We start from the raw sequence: 15,980 nt of genomic DNA, 5'->3' as shown, positions 1-15,980 counted from the left end.
ATCCGGGATATTTCGCCTTCGGCGAAGTGACTCGCGATCATGTACTTGGCAGCAACACGTACGGCTTGACGAATCGACGGCGGATCACAGCTTATTGGCGATCGACCTATAGCGGTGTCGGCTTTCGCCCACTGGAACCCATGTACAATTTTGTAGTCATTATCCCTATTTAGATATATAGATTGTGAAAGGAATGGCCGGCGAGGGTGCGTGATGAGCTATTTGCGGAACTGCTGGTATATGGCGTCCTGGTCGGACGGGGTCGGTTTGGGCGAGGTGATCGGCCGCACCATTCTCGACGAGGCGGTTGCGCTGTTCCGTGATCCGTCGGGCGGTATCGGCGCGGTCGAAGATCGTTGTCCGCACCGCTTCGCACCGCTCAGCGCCGGCAAGGTGAATGCCGAAGGGATAGTCGTCTGCGGCTATCATGGCCTGGGCTTCGATCGTACCGGAGCCTGCGTCGCCAATCCCCACGGGACCGTCCTCCGCGGCGCGAAGGTGCGCAGCTGGCCGGTGGTCGAACGCCACGGCATCATCTGGATATGGATGGGCGAGGCTGAACGCTGCGACCCGGCATCGATCCCCGATTTCGCATGGCTCGACAGCGCCCCCGCCTCCGCCAGGAGCCATGGTGAAATCCTCTCGGGCGGCGGAGGGTACGACCTCTATGTCGACAATATCATGGATCTCAGCCACACCGATTATCTCCACGCCGAAACCCTCGGCAAGGGTGGCGTCGTCTTCAACAAACCCAATGTCACCACCACCGATGAGTGGGTGGAGGTTTCATGGGAGTCGCGCAATGCGCGGCCTCCCGCCTTCTATCCGCGCATGATCCCCAACCTTCCGGAGCTTGTGGACCTCACCCTGCGGGTCCGCTGGATTCCGGCCGCGGCGATGCGACTGGATGCGGAAATACGCCATGACGGCAAGCAGGGGGATGACTGCCATCGCGCCTCCGCCGCGCATATCTTCACGCCGGAAACGAAGGACAGCACCCATTATTATTTCGCGCTGGTGCGTAATTTCGCCGAGGAAGACGCCGCCCTCAATCAGATGATCGCCGATACCCGCAAGCGGATTTTCCAGACCGAAGACAAGCCGATGATCGAGAAGGTTCACGCCGCGATGCGGGGGCGCGGATTTTGGGAGTTGAAGCCGCTGTTGCTGCGCATCGACGAAGGCGGCGTCCAGGTCCGGCGTGTCATGAAAAAACTGGTCGAGAACGAAGGCCGGGGCGAGCCGCTTTCGATCGCATCTTGAAAAGTTCTTTGTCAGCCCGCCGCGGCAGTCTAATCCGTTAACCGAGCAGCTGCGGTCCAGCCGCCCTTATCATGAGGACTTCTAGGAGCCTATGCTTTCCGAGGCCAAGATCAATGAGCGCTATGAACCCGGAACGGGCAGTCAGGCGAGCTTCGCTTATGACGCGATCCGCACGGACATTCTGTGCGGCCATCACATGCCGCACAAGAAGCTGAAGGTTCATGAGCTGGCCCATAGTCTGAGCATCAGTCCGGGCGCGGTGCGCGAGGCGCTGTTTCGTCTGGTGTCGGAGCAGCTTGTCGAGATACGCGACCAGCGGGGTTTCGCCGTCACGCCGGTTTCCATCACCGACCTGCAGGAGCTGACCGATCTTCGGTGTGAGATCGAATCGATCGCCTGCCGGCGCTCGGTCGAGCGCGGCGGTCTCGAATGGGAAAGTGGCCTGGTCGCCGCGCAGTATAAATTGCGCGTGACGTCAGAGCATTATGCCGAGACGGGCGAGGTTTCCGTCGAGTTCCTGGGGGCGCATGCCACCTTTCATCAGGCCTTGGCGGCGGCAGCGGGCAATTCGCGTCTGCTTGCGATGCGGGCGCAGCTTTACGAGCAGCATCAGCGGTTCAGGGCCTATTACGCCCATCTCGCCGGTAGGCGGCACCTCGCCGCGGAGCATGACAAGCTCGCGGAACTCGCGCTCGCGCGCAAACCCGACGCGCTGGTCGAGGCTATGGTCGATCACCTGAGCCAGTCCACCCGTCGGATCGTTCAGGCGATCCAGCAATCCTGAGCGCGGAATAGCATCTGATTACCGTTTCGACGGAGCGCCTTCGCTGCGGCCGTAAACCGGGGCGCAGGCCCCGCTCAATATGCCGATCACGCCCCCTATAAAAATGAGCAATGGATATAAGATCCGGCACTCAGCTTTTCTCACCCATGTGTTGCATTGTCCGATCAGCCGGTAGGAGCGGTCACCGCCAGCGCGGGCATGGCCGACACCCGGGCATACCAAGCTTCGAGTTTCGGATGGTCCGGCCGCCACGGCTCGTGCGGAAAGCGGAAATCGAGATAGCCGAGTGCGCAGCCGATCGTGATCTCGCCGATCGTGGCGAGATCCTTCAGGCTGTCCGCTTCGCTTTCCAACAGGTCAATGGCGGCCTCAACCTTAGCCTGTTGAGCCATGATATAGTCCTGGCGTCCCTGATCCTGAGGCAAGGCTACCTCCCGCCGCCGCGGTTGGGACGCATCCATGATTCCGTCGCCCAGCGCCTGGCGACGAAGCGCGGTCCAGCGCGCCTTGACGTCATCAGGGAACAGCTTCGGGGCATCGCCGATCGAATCGAGATATTCGCAGATCACCGGACTGTCGAACAAGGCGGTACCGTCGTCGAGCACCAGGGTTGGAACTTTGGAGAGCGGATTGTGGCGCAAAAGCGCCGCGCCCCGCTCGGTAAAGCGCTCGATCCGGGGTTCGAGCCCCCGCAGGATGGCGCATATCATGACCTTACGCACATAGGGGCTGTTCGGAGAGTAACCGAGCTTCATTGACGACCTCATCTTCATTCGCAGCCTGCCGAGAGGGAGCCTGCCGAACCGATCTACCTCAAGATTTTTATATTCAAAACAGAGAAATTGCGAATTGACGCAATAATGACTTCAGTTTAGCCATCGGGCAGCAAAACCGAACGATCGAATTCGGAGTACGCCCGATAATTGCATGCCTGATCCGCGTGACGTCGGTGTCGGCCGAGAAAATATTGGCAATGGCCCTGAAGGCCTGGATCCTTATCCTCGGCAGGCGCGAGGCACTCTGGAGGGATGCGAATGAAAGACCAACTGGACGCGGGCGACGTACGGCGGCTCCTCGACGAGGCGCCGATGAGCCGCCTGCAGATCCAGGCAGTGGCGGTGCTCGTCGCGCTATCGATGCTCGACGGCTATGACGTGATATCGATCGGCTTTGCCGGACCGTTGATCTCCCAGTCGCTGAATATCGGAAAGACCGCTTTGGGCGCGGTGTTCTCAAGCGGCCTGATCGGCATGGCGATCGGTTCCCTACTGCTGGCCCCGCTCGCGGACACCTTTGGGCGGCGCGCGGCGATCCTGGGTGCTTTGCTTCTGATGATGGCGGGCGGCATCGGCTGCACCCTGGCGGGTTCGACGGTCACGCTGGTGGCTTCCCGCGTCGTGTCCGGGCTCGGGATCGGAACGCTTATCGCCGTTAGTACGCCGCTGGCGGCCGAATTCGCCAATATGCGCCGCCGGGCTTTCGCAGTGTCGGTGACGACGATGGCTTTTCCCATGGGGGCGATGCTCGGGGGTCTCGCCGCGTCGATGTTGATGGACGACCTCGGATGGCGCGCGATCTTCGCGGCCAAATCAATCCTCGCCGCGATATTATTGCCGCTGGTTCTGATCGCGCTGCCCGAATCGCCGTCATTTCTGATGAGCTCCGCGAAACATCGCGCGGCTGAAAGGTTGAGCGCATTTCTCGCGCGCTGCGGCCATGGGCCCGTCTCCGTGTCGCTTGGCCCGGTTTCGCGGGGCCGGCAGGGCTATACCGACCTGTTCGCGCCGGGACAGATCGGCGTGACGGCGATGCTGGTGGCGGTAAATGCGCTGTTCGCGATGGTGGGATATTTTTGGGGGAGCTGGCTGCCGAATATGATCGTCGATGCGGGCTATCCCGCGTCCGCCGCAAGTTTTCTTGCGGCGATGAACCAACTCGCGGGCGTCGTCGGCGGCCTGCTCCTCGGATTTGCCGCCAAGTGGATCAACCTGAGAAGCCTCGCCATAGCCGCATTGGCCGCAGCGGGCGTGGCCATCGCGCTGTTCGGCTTCGTCCCGGCGCAACTGAGCTGGCTCACCTTGGCCGCGGCAAGTTGCGGCTTCTGCATCCATGCGAGCATTTCCGGGCTGTATGCGACGATAGCGATGTCGTTCAAGGAGCATGTCCGCGCCTCGGGCACCGGCCTCGTGCTAGGTGTCGGCCGAATCAGTAGTTCGATCGCGCCGCTCCTTGCCGGCTGGATGTTCGCTAACGGATTCGAACGGAATCTTGTGTCTCTTTCGTTCGCGGCGCTGGCAATCCTCGCCAGCCTGATCCTTGCGTTTTCGCCGCGTGGGACTGGCCTCAAGGGCTGATCGGTCGATGCGCCGGGCAACCGGGGCCGCTGGCTTTAGCAATGACACACCGCGCGCCGCACTGTCGCTGATGTCGAAATAGCTAATTTTTATAGTCAAAAATAGATTGTAAATCTTCTATCAAGTTTTGTATGTGTTGATTTCTTCAGAATGAGGTGGCGAGTCATCGCCAGAGCTGGAGGGGAGGATGAAAATGAAAATCACTCGTTCGTTGGGAATGTCCCTGTTTATCGCCGGGCTATGGTCCGGCACCGCTATGGCGCAAACCTTACCGGCTGGCGCCGCTGAAGCCCAGGCTGACGATGTGGGTGTCGCCGATATCATCGTCACCGCGAACCGCCGTTCCGAGAATTTGCAGAAGGTCCCGATTTCGATCGCGGCTTTCGATAATGAAACGCTTACCCAGCTTGGCATTCAGAGCACGACCGATCTGCCGCAGATTACGCCGGGTCTCGTGCAGAACCGCTCGATCGTCGGCGTCAACGCCTTCCTGCGCGGCGTCGGGCAGAATACCGGCGGATATACGTCGGAAGTGCCGGTCGCGACCTATCTCGATGGTCTCTATCTGCCCAATTCAGCGGCCGCGGCGTTCGCCTTCAACAATATCGAGCGGATCGAAGTGCTCAAGGGTCCGCAGGGCACGCTCTACGGCCGGAACACTACCGGCGGCCTGATCCATGTGATCACGAAGGATCCCGGAAGCAAGACGACGATCGATGCATCGGCCAGCTACGGCAATTACGATACGACGCAGCTCAACTTCTACGGCTCGACCCCGCTCAGCGATACGCTGGGCGCGAACATCGCGGTCACCTACACGAATCAGGCGGATGGCTGGGGGCGCAATGCCTTCACCGGTAGCGAAGCCTACACGTTCAAGGATTTCGGCGTTCAGGGTAAGCTGCAATGGCAGCCGGGCCCCGACACCACCGTCACGTTACGCGGATTTTACGACCGGACCAGCAGCAATCAGGGCGTAGGCGGGCAGATCTATCGCGGTTCGGTTGGCGCCGATGGCACGACCAATCTCGGACGCTATGTGATCAACACGCGAACCGATCCCTATGCCAAACAGACTCAGGTGATCGCATCGCTCAAGGTCGAGCATAATCTGGATTTCGCGACGCTGACCAGCATCAGCGGCTATATCTACAATACGTCGCCAGCCTTCTTCGTGCAGACCTATAATGTCGGCAACACCGTCGCTGGACAGAGCGCCACGAACTTCGGGCTGGATGAGACGGCCAAAACGTACAGTCAGGAGCTGCAGCTCGCGTCCACCAATGAATCCGCGCTGTCCTGGATTCTCGGCGCCTTCTACTATCACGACAAGACGGACATCGAAGCCAGCGTCTGGGGCACCTGCGTCGCAGCCAATTGCACCGGCGCGCCGGTGCCCAGGTTCACCGATGGCAGGCAGGTCACGAAGTCGATTTCGGGCTATGCCGACGGCACCTATTCGATCACGCCGACGACCCGGCTCACCTTGGGCGTGCGCTATACGAGCGACCGCAAGACCGTCAGCGGACTGATCACGCCGCTGGCCGGTTTCCCCAATTCGGTGGCGACGCTGGCGCCGTCCACAGCGACGACGCCGGGCACGACGGCCTTTCCCGGCCAGCCCTTCCCCGGCTTCCCCAATGGCATTGATCCGAGCGAGACCTTCAACAAGTTCACATTCCGCGCCGTCATCGCGCAGGATCTCGCTGAAAGCGTCAATGCCTATGCCTCGTTCAATCGCGGCTTCAAATCCGGCGGCTTCAGCAGCCTGGCCTTCAACAATCCGGCGACCAAGCCGGAAGTTCTCGATGCCTTCGAAGTCGGGTTCAAGTCGCGGACCGCGGACCGCGTGCTGCAGGTGAACGCCTCGGCCTTCTACTATATCTATAAGGACATTCAGCTCCGCACGACCGCGCCGCCGGCGCCAACCGGCACCACCCTGCTGTACAACGCGGCAAAGGCGGACATCAAAGGCATCGACGTCGATGTCATCGTGGCGCCGATGTCCGGCCTGACCCTGACCGCTGCCGGCGCGTATCTCGATGCCAAATACGCCGATTTTCCCGGCGGCATCTGTTCGGCTCCACGGCCGATCGGGGGTGGCGTTGTGGGCGGCTATGTGACGACGGGATGCGTGCTCGACGGCAATCGCCTGCCGCAGGCGCCTAAATTCTCCTACACGCTGGGTATAAGTTACACGCTGGACACCGAGATCGGCCAGTTCGATCTCAACGCCAGCGACGGCTATAAATCCCATTTTTTCTGGGAACCGAACAATCGCCTGCGCCAGAATGGCTTCCACATCGTCAACGCATCGCTGACCTGGACGCCGACCGGATCGGGCTTCAGCTTGCAAGCCTTTGGCCGCAATCTGACCGGCTCCTATTATTATAGCGGCGGTGGCGACGGCTCGGGCGGCAACGACTTCGGCATTCCCGGCGCGCCGCGCACCTACGGCGTCAAAGCCCGATATCAGTTCTGACCAGTGCCAGGGCAGGCGGCCGCAATGAGGCCGCCTGCCCACAGCACCGCGACGGACCATTCCGACATGATGAGTTGCTAAAATGATTCCGATCGATGCCACCCACGACGCGTCCCGCAAGAGCTGGGTGGAGAGCGCCAATACGTCCGCGACCGATTTTCCTATCCAGAACCTGCCTTTCGGCATCTTCAGCCGCGACGGCGAGGATAGGCGGCCCGGCGTCGCGATCGGCGATTCCATTCTGGACCTTCGCGCGGTTGCCAAAGCCGGCTTGCTGCCGGCGAAGCTGGCGGGGCTCGTCGACGGCCCCGATCTCGATCCGCTTCTCAGTGCCGGCCTCGATCATCTCGGACAGCTTCGCTCCATCGTCGGCGATCTGCTCGACGCAGGGTGCGATAGCGCCACAAGCGCGCGTGTTGCGGAGAATGCGCTGATCGCGATGAGCGACGCGCGGATGCACCTGCCAACCTCCCTGCGCAGCTTCACCGATTTCTTCGTCGGCATCCACCATGCCGAAGAATGTATGCGGCTCCTGAATGGCAGCCCGCAGATCCCGCCCGGTTTTACCAGCATGCCGCTCGCCTATAATGGGCGGTCGTCTTCGGTCCGGATCAGCGGCGAGGCGGTTCGCCGTCCGCTCGGCCAGTGGCTGGCCGATAAGCGGGCGGAATTCGGCCCAAGCCGCTGGCTCGATTTCGAGATCGAAATGGGGATATTCGTTGCCGGCGCAAATCCATTGGGAACGCCGGTGCCGATCGGCGAGGCGGAGAGCCGGATCGCGGGCTTCTGCCTGCTCAACGACTGGTCGGCGCGGGATATTCAATTCTGGGAGACCACCCCGCTGGGCCCATTCAACGGCAAGGGGTTCAGCACGACCATCTCGCCATGGATCGTCTCGCAGCATGCGATGGCCCCGTTCCGCGCGCCTGTAATGGACCGCGTCCCCGGCGTGCCGCAGCCGCTGCCTTATCTGATCGATGACGACGATCAGGCGCATGGCGGCCTCGCCATCAGGCTGGAGGCCCATTTGTCGACCGCGAACATGCGGCAGGCCGGCGCGGCGCCCGCCAAGATCGTCGGCACCGATGCACGCTACTTGTATTGGACCTTCGCGCAGATGATCGCGCACCATAGTTGCGGCGGCACCAATCTGTGCCCCGGCGACCTGATCGGCTCGGGCACCGCCTCGGGGCCCGCCCGCGAAATGTTTGCCAGCATGTTGGAATTGTGCAGCATGGCGCAATCGCCGCTGACCCTTCCCAACGGAGAGGCGCGCATCTTCCTGGAAGATGGGGACGAGGTCAGCTTTACCGGCCGGTGCGAGCGGCCCGGCTTCGCATCGATCGGCTTCGGCATGTGCAGTGGCAGGATCGAGCCCGCGATCGCACCCTGATCGCAAGTCGTGCGCGGCATGAACATCATAATTGAAGGAGAAGGCCGTGGCGTTTGAGATTAGGCGGGTCATCACCGGGCATGACGAGCATGGCAATGCGATCGTCAGAAACGACGAGATCATGAAGTCGCAGGAACGGCTTCCGGGCTATCAGGCGATGACGGTCTGGTGCACCGGCGAACTGCCGGTCAACAATGACGAGACCGCCTTCAACAACGGCGAGCCGGGCGCTAAGGGACAGCGCGTGCTTATGCGCATCGGCGAAATGGCGCCGGACGCACACAGCGCCAGTGTCATGCATCGGACCGAAACCCTGGACTATGCCGTGATGCTGGCGGGCGAGTGCGACATGGAGCTTGATAATGGCGAAATGATCCGTGGCCTGAAAACCGGCGACGTGGTCATTCAGCGCGGGACCAATCACAAATGGATCGTGCGGGGGACTGCCCCGGTGCGCTTCCTGTTCGTGCTGATCGATGCAAATCCGGTCAGCGCCGGCGGCAAGCTGCTGGGTGACGATCTGGGCAATCTCCACGGCAAGATCAGCCCGATGCCGACTTCAGCTTAGGAACACAGGACATGCAGACGCTGACGGCAGGCTGGAAGTTCCTCGAAGGATTGTGGTGGCGCGACGGCCGTTTCTGGCTGGTCGATTGCTTTGGCGGCAAGGTGATCGCGGTAACTCCGGGGGGCGAAGCCGAGACGATCTTCACCTATGACGGCACGATTTCCAGCATCGGCTGGGGCGCGGAAGGCGAGATGGTCGTGGTAGCCATGCTCGACAGCAAGCTTCTGAAGATCAGCGTCGATGGCGCGGAGCAGGTCGCGGATCTTTCGCAAGCGCGTCGCGGTATACCGAATGACATGATCACCGACGCGGCAGGCCGCTGTTACATCGGTACGATGGGCTTCAACATCCAGGGCGGGGAGCCCTTCGCGCCGGGGGCGATCCTGCGTGTCGATCCGGACGGCTCGACCCACATCGTCGCGGACGGGTTGCTCTTTCCCAACGGAATGGCCTTCCTCGACGACGGCAGGACCCTCGTCGTTGCCGAGACCTTCGGACAGCGCCTGACATCATTCAAGGTCGAAGCCGATGGTGCGCTGACGGAGCGTTCGACATGGGCGGTCTTCGGCCCGCCCATAGCGGGTTCGGATCTTGCCGCGTTCGTTCCGGCCATGACGTTCGGCCCCGACGGTATCGCCAATGGTCCTGACGGCGGCATCTGGGTTTCCGATCCGTTTGGGCGTAAGGTCGTCCTGGTCGCTCCGGGTGGAAAGATCATCAAGCGCTACGCCGTTCCCGACGGGATGGCCGCTTACTCCTGCGTGATGGGCGGCGACAATGGCGATATTCTGGCGGTGTGCCTGGCGGCGTCGCACGACCTGAATCACGTCAACCAGAACCCGATCAACTCGAAGCTGATCGCGCTGGATATCAAGGACATCCCGGCAGGCTGAGTGTTCGCAGCGGGATGGGGCGTCATCCCGTCCCAACCATCAGGCCGGACGCCCGGAGCGACAAGTGCTAGGCGGCGTGCAGCAGGTCCGGGCTGCGGCCCGCCGCCGGGCCGTGGTGAGCGCCGGCCCGACATCCCTGGAAATTCCGGTGAAGGCGATCCCGGTCGAGCTTGCGGCCAATGATGACCAGTTTCGAGAGCCGTGGGCCGGTGCTCCATTCGTCCAGAAAGTCGCCATTCATGATCCGGTGGACGGCTTGCAGAACGAAGCGGCGGCGCTGCCCTTCGAAATCGAGGATGCCCTTCACTCGGATGATATCGTCGCCGCTCATGGCGAGCAGGCTGTCGATCCAGCGAAGGAAGCGGTCCATGTCGAGCGGCCGGTTCGACTGAAGGCTCACGCTCTCGATCTCCGCATGACGATGATGGCCGGCCTCGAATGCCGGGACGTTTTCGGCGACATGGCGAAGATTGAGCGCGTTGCGATCGAGCAGCGCGGACAGCGGCACCTCTCCCAGCACGCAGCGAAGGATCGTCGCGAACCCGTTGAGTGAGCGGATGTCGTCTTCGACCCGGTCGAGATCGCTGGCCGTAGCGAGGTCGGCCTTGTTCAGCACGACGATGTTCGCCGCCGCGATCTGCGCCGCCGCCTCTGGAAAATCCGCGAGACATGCCGAGACATGGCGCGCGTCGGCAACCGTCACGATTGCATCCAGCCGTGTCCGGGCGGTGATCGCCGGATCCATGAAGAAGGTCTGGGCGACGGGGCCGGGGTCAGCCAGCCCGGTCGTCTCGATCAGGATGCCGTCAAAATGTTCGCCGCCTGCGAGAAGAGACTTCAGAGTGGCCAGAAGATCGCCGCGGACCTTGCAGCACAGGCACCCATTGCTGAGCATCACCACGTCGTCCTTCGAGCTCAATATGAGCTCGCCGTCGATGCCGATTTCGCCGAACTCGTTGACGATGACTGCATAGCGCCGACCGTGGTCTCCCTGCAGGATTCGGTTCAACAGCGTCGTTTTTCCGGCGCCGAGAAAACCCGTCAGCACGGTCACGGATATGGGCGATGGTCCGGACATAGCTGAACCTATCGCCTGTCGACCACGATCTCGCCGTTCAAGATCGTCAGCCTTAGTTTGCGCAGGTTGCTGATATCCTCAACGGGATTGCCGGCCAGAAGGATCATGTCCGCGCTTTTCCCCGGCGCGAGCGTGCCGATATCCGAGCGGTCGAGATGCCTGGCGGCCTCGCTGGTCGCCGCAACCAGCACCTGACTGGTGGACATGCCGGCGGCAACGAGCAGTTCGGCTTCCTCGATCGTATTCTCCCCGAAGGCGCCGCGCCCCGGAAAGCTGTCGCTGCCGCAGGCAATCCGGACTCCGGCGTCCATGACCACCCTGGTGTTCGGGATCGAGGTGGGATGCATCTCGCCCTTAATCCACAAGGTCGGGGTGTAGACGACCCCGCGGTCGCGGATCATGTCCAGAAGCCGGGGATCAGTGATCGGCTCGACCGTGATCCCATGCTCGAGTCCGTCGGCGCCGGCCTCAACCGCTTCGATCGCTGCATCCTGCTGCACCGTATGGACTGTCACGCGCAGCCTGCGCTCATGCGCAGCTTCGATCCCGGCGCGCAGGATCTGCCGGGGCAGGCGGACAAGCTCGACTGCGGCAGGAAATACCGGGTTTTGCCACACATATTGCGGCGATCCGGGAATGCAGCATGCCCCTTCGGACACCAGCTTGATCGCATCGACCCGTTGATCGGCCAGATGATGGACCAGATCCCGCATCATCTGCGCGCTGTCGACCTCACCGACCGCGCGCGCCGCATACCATCGGTTGCCGCCGAACACGGTCGATACCGGGTGGCCGTCCCGGCCCGTGATCGAAGAACCCGTCACGAACAGCCGGGGGCCACGGAGCGATCCCGCCGACAACCTGGCGCGCAACGCGAGGATTTCGGTGGTCGGATCCCCCACCGATTTTACTGAGGTTATGCCATTTTGCAAAAAGCGGTCGAGCGTGAGCGGAATGACATTGTCGACATAGTCGCTCAGCGAATCCGGGTCGGTAACGACCGAAAAGTCGAGAAGATGGATATGTGTATCGATCAGGCCCGGCATCAGCCACCCGCCGTCGCCGTCGATTTCGATCCGCCCCTGCAGCGGCGTCTCTGAAACGGCGGCAATCGCATGACCGCGTATCCCTACATTGCGCGGGCCGGGCAGTTCGGCCCTTCCGTCAAAAACGCGCGCATTGCGGATGACGACGTCATAGGGGAGATCATGGTCGGCGGGCGGCGGCGCATCGGCTTCCAAACGGTCCATCATCTCTTCCTCTCGTAGGACAGTGGAATGCCGCCTGCGACGGGCAGCCTCAGGTCAGCGGCGTGAATCGCGGCGCTGGCGCGGCATGCAACACGCCGTCGCGCGTGGCATATTGCGCCCGCGCCACATTGTGCGGATGTGCAGCCGCCTCGACGAGCGTCAGCACGGGGGCGAAGCAGGCGTCGCTTCCTTCAAGCAGCGCGCACCATTCGTCCTGGGTCTTCGCCGCGAATATCCCGGCGAGAATGCCGGAGTCCGCTTCCCAACATGCCATGTCGTTCTGGCGATCGAGCAACGCGACCGGCGCGCCGATGCGGGTGATGAGCTCGCGATAAAATTGCGGCTCGATCGGCCCAATTGAAATGTCGCGGCCATCTGCGCAGCGATAGCAACGATAGAAGGGCGCCGCGCCGCCGAGCAGATTCTTCCGGCGGTCGAGCGATATCGCGCCCGATGGGAGCAGGCCGGCGAAGAACGTCATGCTCGCCGCCACCCCATCGACGATCGCCGCGTCGACCACCCGGCCCTTGCCTGATCGCGTACGATCGAACAGCGCCGCAAGGATGCCCATGACGAGGAAGGTCGAACCGCCGCCGAAATCGCCCACCAGGTTGAGCGGCGGACGGGGAGGCGCTTCGTCATCGCCAAGCGCGGCGAGTGCGCCGGTCAGTGCGATATAGTTGATGTCGTGGCCCGCAGCCTTGGCGAGCGGTCCGTCCTGGCCCCAGCCGGTCATGCGGCCATAGATCAGGCCGGGATTGCGCACGGCCAGCGCGTCGGGGCCGAAGCCGAGGCGCTCCATCACGCCCGGACGGTACCCCTCGATCACTATGTCGGCCGAATCGATCAGGCTGAGGCACCGTTGCTTGCCTTCCGCGTCCCTCAGATCGAGTTCGATGACGGTGCGGCCGCGATCCGCCACGGGGTTCGGCCAGCCATTGCCGCCCGCCCGGTCGATGCGGACGACGGTCGCGCCCATGTCCGCCAGCATCATCGCCGCATGGGGACCCGGGCCAATACCCGCGAACTCGACTATCTTGATGCCGGCCAGTGGTAGTGGCGATTGTTCAGGTGCCGTGTCGGTCATGCGCCAGTGTCCTCCTGCGCGAGGCACCGGGCATGGCGTTCGCGCAGGGTCTTCTTGTCGATCTTTCCGGTGGCAGTCATCGGAATATTCTCGAAGATCACCGCATCCGGTAGCCACCAGCGCGGCATGTGCGGTTGGAGGTGCGCGAGCATCGCTTCGATGGTCACTGTCGCGCCGTCATGGGTTTCGACGATGAGGATGGGCCGTTCTTCCCATTTGGGATGATAGACGCCGACCACTGCTGCGAACCTGACCCCGGAACAGGCGACGGCGACATTCTCGACATCGATCGAGCTTACCCATTCGCCGCCGGATTTTATGACATCCTTGCTGCGGTCGGTGATGCGCATAAATCCATATTGGTCGATCGTCGCGATGTCGCCGGTATCGAACCAGCCATCCGCGTCCAGCGCGCTCGCCTCGCTGCGATAATAGCGTTCGATGATCCACGGGCCGCGAACCATTACCGATCCGGGACTTTGCCCGTCGCTCGGCAGTTCGAGGCCCTTATCATCGACGATCTTCAGTTCGACGCCGAACTGGCGACGGCCCTGCCGCGTCCAGATGACGTCGTCGCAGATGTCGGAGCCCGCTTCGGCGAGCTTTGGCGTCGGGGTGGACAGCACACCGAGCGGGCTCATCTCGGTCATGCCCCAGATCTGGCGGACCTGGACGCCGTAATTCTGGAATGTCTCGGCCATCGCACGAGGCACCGCCGATCCGCCGATGACGATCTGGCGCAGCGAGCCCGTCGTTTCCCCGGTCCGTTGGAGATGATCGAGGTACATGGTCCAGATCGTCGGAACGCCACCGGAAAAGGTAACGCCTTCATCCTGGATTAGCTGTTGCAGGCTGGCCCCGTCGAACCGATCGGCGGGCAGCGCGATCTTGCAGCCGTTGATCGCGGCGACGAAGGGCAGGCCCCAGGCGGTCGCGTGATATAGCGACTGGCACGGCATGATGCAGTCGAACGCGCTGAAGCCGAGCGCGCTGCTCAATCCCGCCGTGATGGCATGCAGCACGACCGAGCGATGCGAGTAGAGGACGCCTTTGGGATTCCCGGTCGTTCCGGAGGTGTAGCAGAGGAACGCCGCCTCATTCTCGTCGAACTGCGGCCAGTCGAGCTGGGGCGATGCGGCAGCCAGCAATTGCTCATAAGCAGCGGCGCGGCTGCGGGCCGCATCCTTTCCATCGTCCGCGTCCAGCGGGATGAAGGCCCGGACCTCCTCCAGCCGCGGTCGCAACCGTTCCACAAGCGGCGCCAGATTCGGATCGTAGAAGAAGACCCGGCTGGCGGCGTGCGCGATGGTGTAGACGATCTGATCGTCGGATAGGCGGGGGTTGGCCGTATGCAGCACCGCGCCGATGCCGGGCACAGCGAAGAACAGCTCCATATGATGATGGGTGTTCCAGGCGAGCGAGGTTACGCGATCGCCCGGCCCCACGCCCATCGTCCGCAACATGTTCGCGCAGCGCCGCACGCGCTCCGCGAATGCGGCGTAATCATATCGCCAGATGCTGCCATCGGTCAGGCGCGATATGATTTCGCGGTCCGGGTGCGCCACTTCCGCATGGCGCAGGATGCCGCTGATCATCAGCGGCGACGTCTGCATCAGTCCTCGCACGGCTTCCTCCCTTTACGTCCGGTGTCAGCCGCGGCTCGGGTCGATCAGGAACTTCTCGCCTGTCGCCTTTCGCTCACAGGCGCGCAGCACGTCGGGCTGCAGCGCCTCGGCAAGACCAATCACGCGCGTATAGTCGATGGCGAACGTCGTCTTGAATTCGTCTATCATGCGTTGCGTGAGGCGATCGACGCCCTCGGGGCCGATGTCGCGGAGGACCTGGAAAACGATCCAGCCGCCCATGCCCCAATAATAGCCGACCGCGGGCCGGTTCAGCACGGTGGTCGAGAAATCGAGCGCACCGTAGACATAGAGTTGTTTGAAGACATCCGAACCGGTCCGGACATATTGCGTCATCTTCGCGACCGCCACACGTTCCATGGCTTCGAGCATCTGACTGCCCATCGCGCCGCCGCCGATCGCGTCGAAGGCGATTGTGGCATCCGTTTCCGCCAGCGCCGCGTCGAGCTGGTCGAGAAAGTCCGCATCCGAGCTGTTGATCGCATGAACCGCGCCTATGCGGCGCAAGATGTCGACCTGCTCCTGTGACCGCACGATATTGACCAGCGGCACGCCATCGGCGGCACAGATCTTGTTCAGCATCTGGCCGACATTCGAGGCGGCGGCGTTGTGCACGATCGCGCGGTGTCCCTCGCGCTTCGCCGTCTCCATTATGGCGAGCGCGGTCAACGGGTTGACGATCGATGCACCCTCGGCCGCGCTCATGCCCTCGGGCAGCGTGACGACATCGTTGGCGCGCAGTTTGCGATATTGCGTGAACATGCCGCGCCCCATCGTCGTGACGACCCGTCCTTCGAGCGCCTTTGCCTGCGGCCCGGCGGCGACGACCGTGCCGGCGCCTTCCAGACCAACCGGCAGCGACAGGCCGAGCCGGCCCTTGACCCCCGCCAGCCGGTCGTGCGGCACGGTGAAGGTCAGTGTCGACCCCTGCGCCGCCATCGACGAGAAGTCGGCCGGGCCGAGAAGAAGACCCAGATCGGTAGGATTGATTGGAGCCGCCTCGACGCGGATGACCAGCTCGTCTTCCACCGGCGCGCTGATCTCGACCTGTTCGATCGACAGCGTCAGCTGCCCGTCACTGCCGATGCGCGTCCTCAATTCACTACCGGTGAACATGGCCTAAAATCCCTCGTCCGCTCATTTGTTATATGTAAAACAAGTTTTCGTATATATAACGATATTTAG

At 62.5% G+C, this 15,980-nt stretch carries 13 protein-coding genes; 7 read left to right on the top strand and 6 right to left on the bottom strand.

Annotated elements, in window-relative coordinates:
* Positions 1-213 precede the first annotated feature (213 nt).
* Both WP12_RS04460 and WP12_RS04455 read left to right on the top strand, forming a co-directional pair.
* Positions 214-1,263, top strand: coding sequence for an aromatic ring-hydroxylating dioxygenase subunit alpha (locus tag WP12_RS04460; protein WP_046192562.1), 1,050 nt, complete (start codon positions 214-216; stop codon positions 1,261-1,263).
* A 91-nt stretch (positions 1,264-1,354) separates the two neighbouring features.
* Entirely contained in the window at positions 1,355-2,047 is a 693-nt protein-coding gene (locus WP12_RS04455; RefSeq protein ID WP_046192561.1) for a GntR family transcriptional regulator, read from the top strand.
* A gap of 164 nt (positions 2,048-2,211) precedes the next feature.
* Here the strand turns inward: WP12_RS04455 and WP12_RS04450 are convergent, their stop codons facing one another.
* The gene (locus WP12_RS04450) at positions 2,212-2,802 is read right to left on the bottom strand and encodes a glutathione S-transferase family protein (protein WP_046192560.1); all 591 of its coding nucleotides are present in this window, start codon (positions 2,800-2,802) and stop codon (positions 2,212-2,214) included.
* Between the two features lie 279 nt (positions 2,803-3,081).
* On the opposite strand from WP12_RS04450, the gene WP12_RS04445 reads away from it, so the two are divergent.
* The 5 genes from WP12_RS04445 to WP12_RS04425 all read left to right on the top strand — a co-directional run bounded on the left by WP12_RS04445 (position 3,082) and on the right by WP12_RS04425 (position 9,737).
* Positions 3,082-4,401 carry an MFS transporter gene (locus WP12_RS04445; RefSeq protein WP_052730211.1) on the top strand — a complete coding sequence of 440 codons (1,320 nt, stop codon included), beginning with the start codon at positions 3,082-3,084 and terminating at the stop codon, positions 4,399-4,401.
* A 193-nt stretch (positions 4,402-4,594) separates the two neighbouring features.
* Complete coding sequence (locus WP12_RS04440) at positions 4,595-6,883, top strand: TonB-dependent receptor (RefSeq protein WP_160299149.1); 2,289 nt, start codon at positions 4,595-4,597, stop codon at positions 6,881-6,883.
* An 82-nt stretch (positions 6,884-6,965) separates the two neighbouring features.
* A complete protein-coding gene (gene fahA, locus WP12_RS04435; protein ID WP_046192558.1) occupies positions 6,966-8,276 on the top strand; it encodes a fumarylacetoacetase in 1,311 nt (436 codons plus the stop codon).
* 46 nt (positions 8,277-8,322) lie between these two features.
* Positions 8,323-8,844, top strand: a complete 522-nt coding sequence (locus tag WP12_RS04430) for a cupin domain-containing protein (RefSeq protein WP_152663889.1) — start codon at positions 8,323-8,325, stop codon at positions 8,842-8,844.
* Positions 8,845-8,855: 11 nt separating this feature from the next.
* The gene (locus WP12_RS04425; protein ID WP_046192557.1) at positions 8,856-9,737 is read left to right on the top strand and encodes an SMP-30/gluconolactonase/LRE family protein; all 882 of its coding nucleotides are present in this window, start codon (positions 8,856-8,858) and stop codon (positions 9,735-9,737) included.
* A gap of 67 nt (positions 9,738-9,804) precedes the next feature.
* On the opposite strand, the gene WP12_RS04420 is transcribed toward WP12_RS04425, so the two are convergent.
* From WP12_RS04420 to WP12_RS04400, 5 genes are read right to left on the bottom strand one after another with little or no spacing between them, the layout of a single operon-like run.
* The gene (locus WP12_RS04420) at positions 9,805-10,815 is read right to left on the bottom strand and encodes a CobW family GTP-binding protein (protein WP_046192556.1); all 1,011 of its coding nucleotides are present in this window, start codon (positions 10,813-10,815) and stop codon (positions 9,805-9,807) included.
* Positions 10,816-10,823: 8 nt separating this feature from the next.
* Positions 10,824-12,065 (bottom strand): amidohydrolase family protein, encoded by a 1,242-nt coding sequence (locus WP12_RS04415; protein ID WP_046192607.1) that lies wholly within the window; start codon positions 12,063-12,065, stop codon positions 10,824-10,826.
* Positions 12,066-12,114: 49 nt separating this feature from the next.
* On the bottom strand, positions 12,115-13,152 hold the full coding sequence (locus WP12_RS04410; protein WP_046192555.1) for a CaiB/BaiF CoA transferase family protein: 1,038 nt from the start codon (positions 13,150-13,152) through the stop codon (positions 12,115-12,117).
* Positions 13,149-14,765 (bottom strand): long-chain fatty acid--CoA ligase, encoded by a 1,617-nt coding sequence (locus WP12_RS04405; protein WP_046192554.1) that lies wholly within the window; start codon positions 14,763-14,765, stop codon positions 13,149-13,151. Before WP12_RS04405 ends, WP12_RS04410 begins: the two co-directional genes overlap by 4 nt.
* Positions 14,766-14,801: 36 nt before the next feature.
* Complete coding sequence (locus WP12_RS04400; protein ID WP_046192553.1) at positions 14,802-15,911, bottom strand: zinc-binding dehydrogenase; 1,110 nt, start codon at positions 15,909-15,911, stop codon at positions 14,802-14,804.
* Positions 15,912-15,980: the final 69 nt, after the last annotated feature.

It is taken from the genome of Sphingomonas sp. SRS2 (assembly GCF_000971055.1).
Lineage (GTDB): Bacteria > Pseudomonadota > Alphaproteobacteria > Sphingomonadales > Sphingomonadaceae > Rhizorhabdus.
Note: the sequence above shows the minus strand (reverse complement) of the source record. Positions and strands in the feature narration are given on the sequence as shown.

Bases quoted from the DNA above. Each gene is read 5' to 3' on its own strand.
- WP12_RS04425 (WP_046192557.1), top strand. From the start codon at position 8,856: ATGCAGACGCTGACGGCAGGCTGGAAGTTCCTCGAAGGATTGTGGTGG.
- WP12_RS04445 (WP_052730211.1), top strand. From the start codon at position 3,082: ATGAAAGACCAACTGGACGCGGGCGACGTACGGCGGCTCCTCGACGAG.
- WP12_RS04450 (WP_046192560.1), bottom strand. From the start codon at position 2,802: ATGAAGCTCGGTTACTCTCCGAACAGCCCCTATGTGCGTAAGGTCATG.
- WP12_RS04440 (WP_160299149.1), top strand. From the start codon at position 4,595: ATGAAAATCACTCGTTCGTTGGGAATGTCCCTGTTTATCGCCGGGCTA.
- fahA (WP_046192558.1), top strand. From the start codon at position 6,966: ATGATTCCGATCGATGCCACCCACGACGCGTCCCGCAAGAGCTGGGTG.
- WP12_RS04415 (WP_046192607.1), bottom strand. From the start codon at position 12,065: ATGGACCGTTTGGAAGCCGATGCGCCGCCGCCCGCCGACCATGATCTC.
- WP12_RS04405 (WP_046192554.1), bottom strand. From the start codon at position 14,765: ATGCAGACGTCGCCGCTGATGATCAGCGGCATCCTGCGCCATGCGGAA.
- WP12_RS04460 (WP_046192562.1), top strand. From the start codon at position 214: ATGAGCTATTTGCGGAACTGCTGGTATATGGCGTCCTGGTCGGACGGG.
- WP12_RS04455 (WP_046192561.1), top strand. From the start codon at position 1,355: ATGCTTTCCGAGGCCAAGATCAATGAGCGCTATGAACCCGGAACGGGC.
- WP12_RS04410 (WP_046192555.1), bottom strand. From the start codon at position 13,152: ATGACCGACACGGCACCTGAACAATCGCCACTACCACTGGCCGGCATC.
- WP12_RS04420 (WP_046192556.1), bottom strand. From the start codon at position 10,815: ATGTCCGGACCATCGCCCATATCCGTGACCGTGCTGACGGGTTTTCTC.
- WP12_RS04400 (WP_046192553.1), bottom strand. From the start codon at position 15,911: ATGTTCACCGGTAGTGAATTGAGGACGCGCATCGGCAGTGACGGGCAG.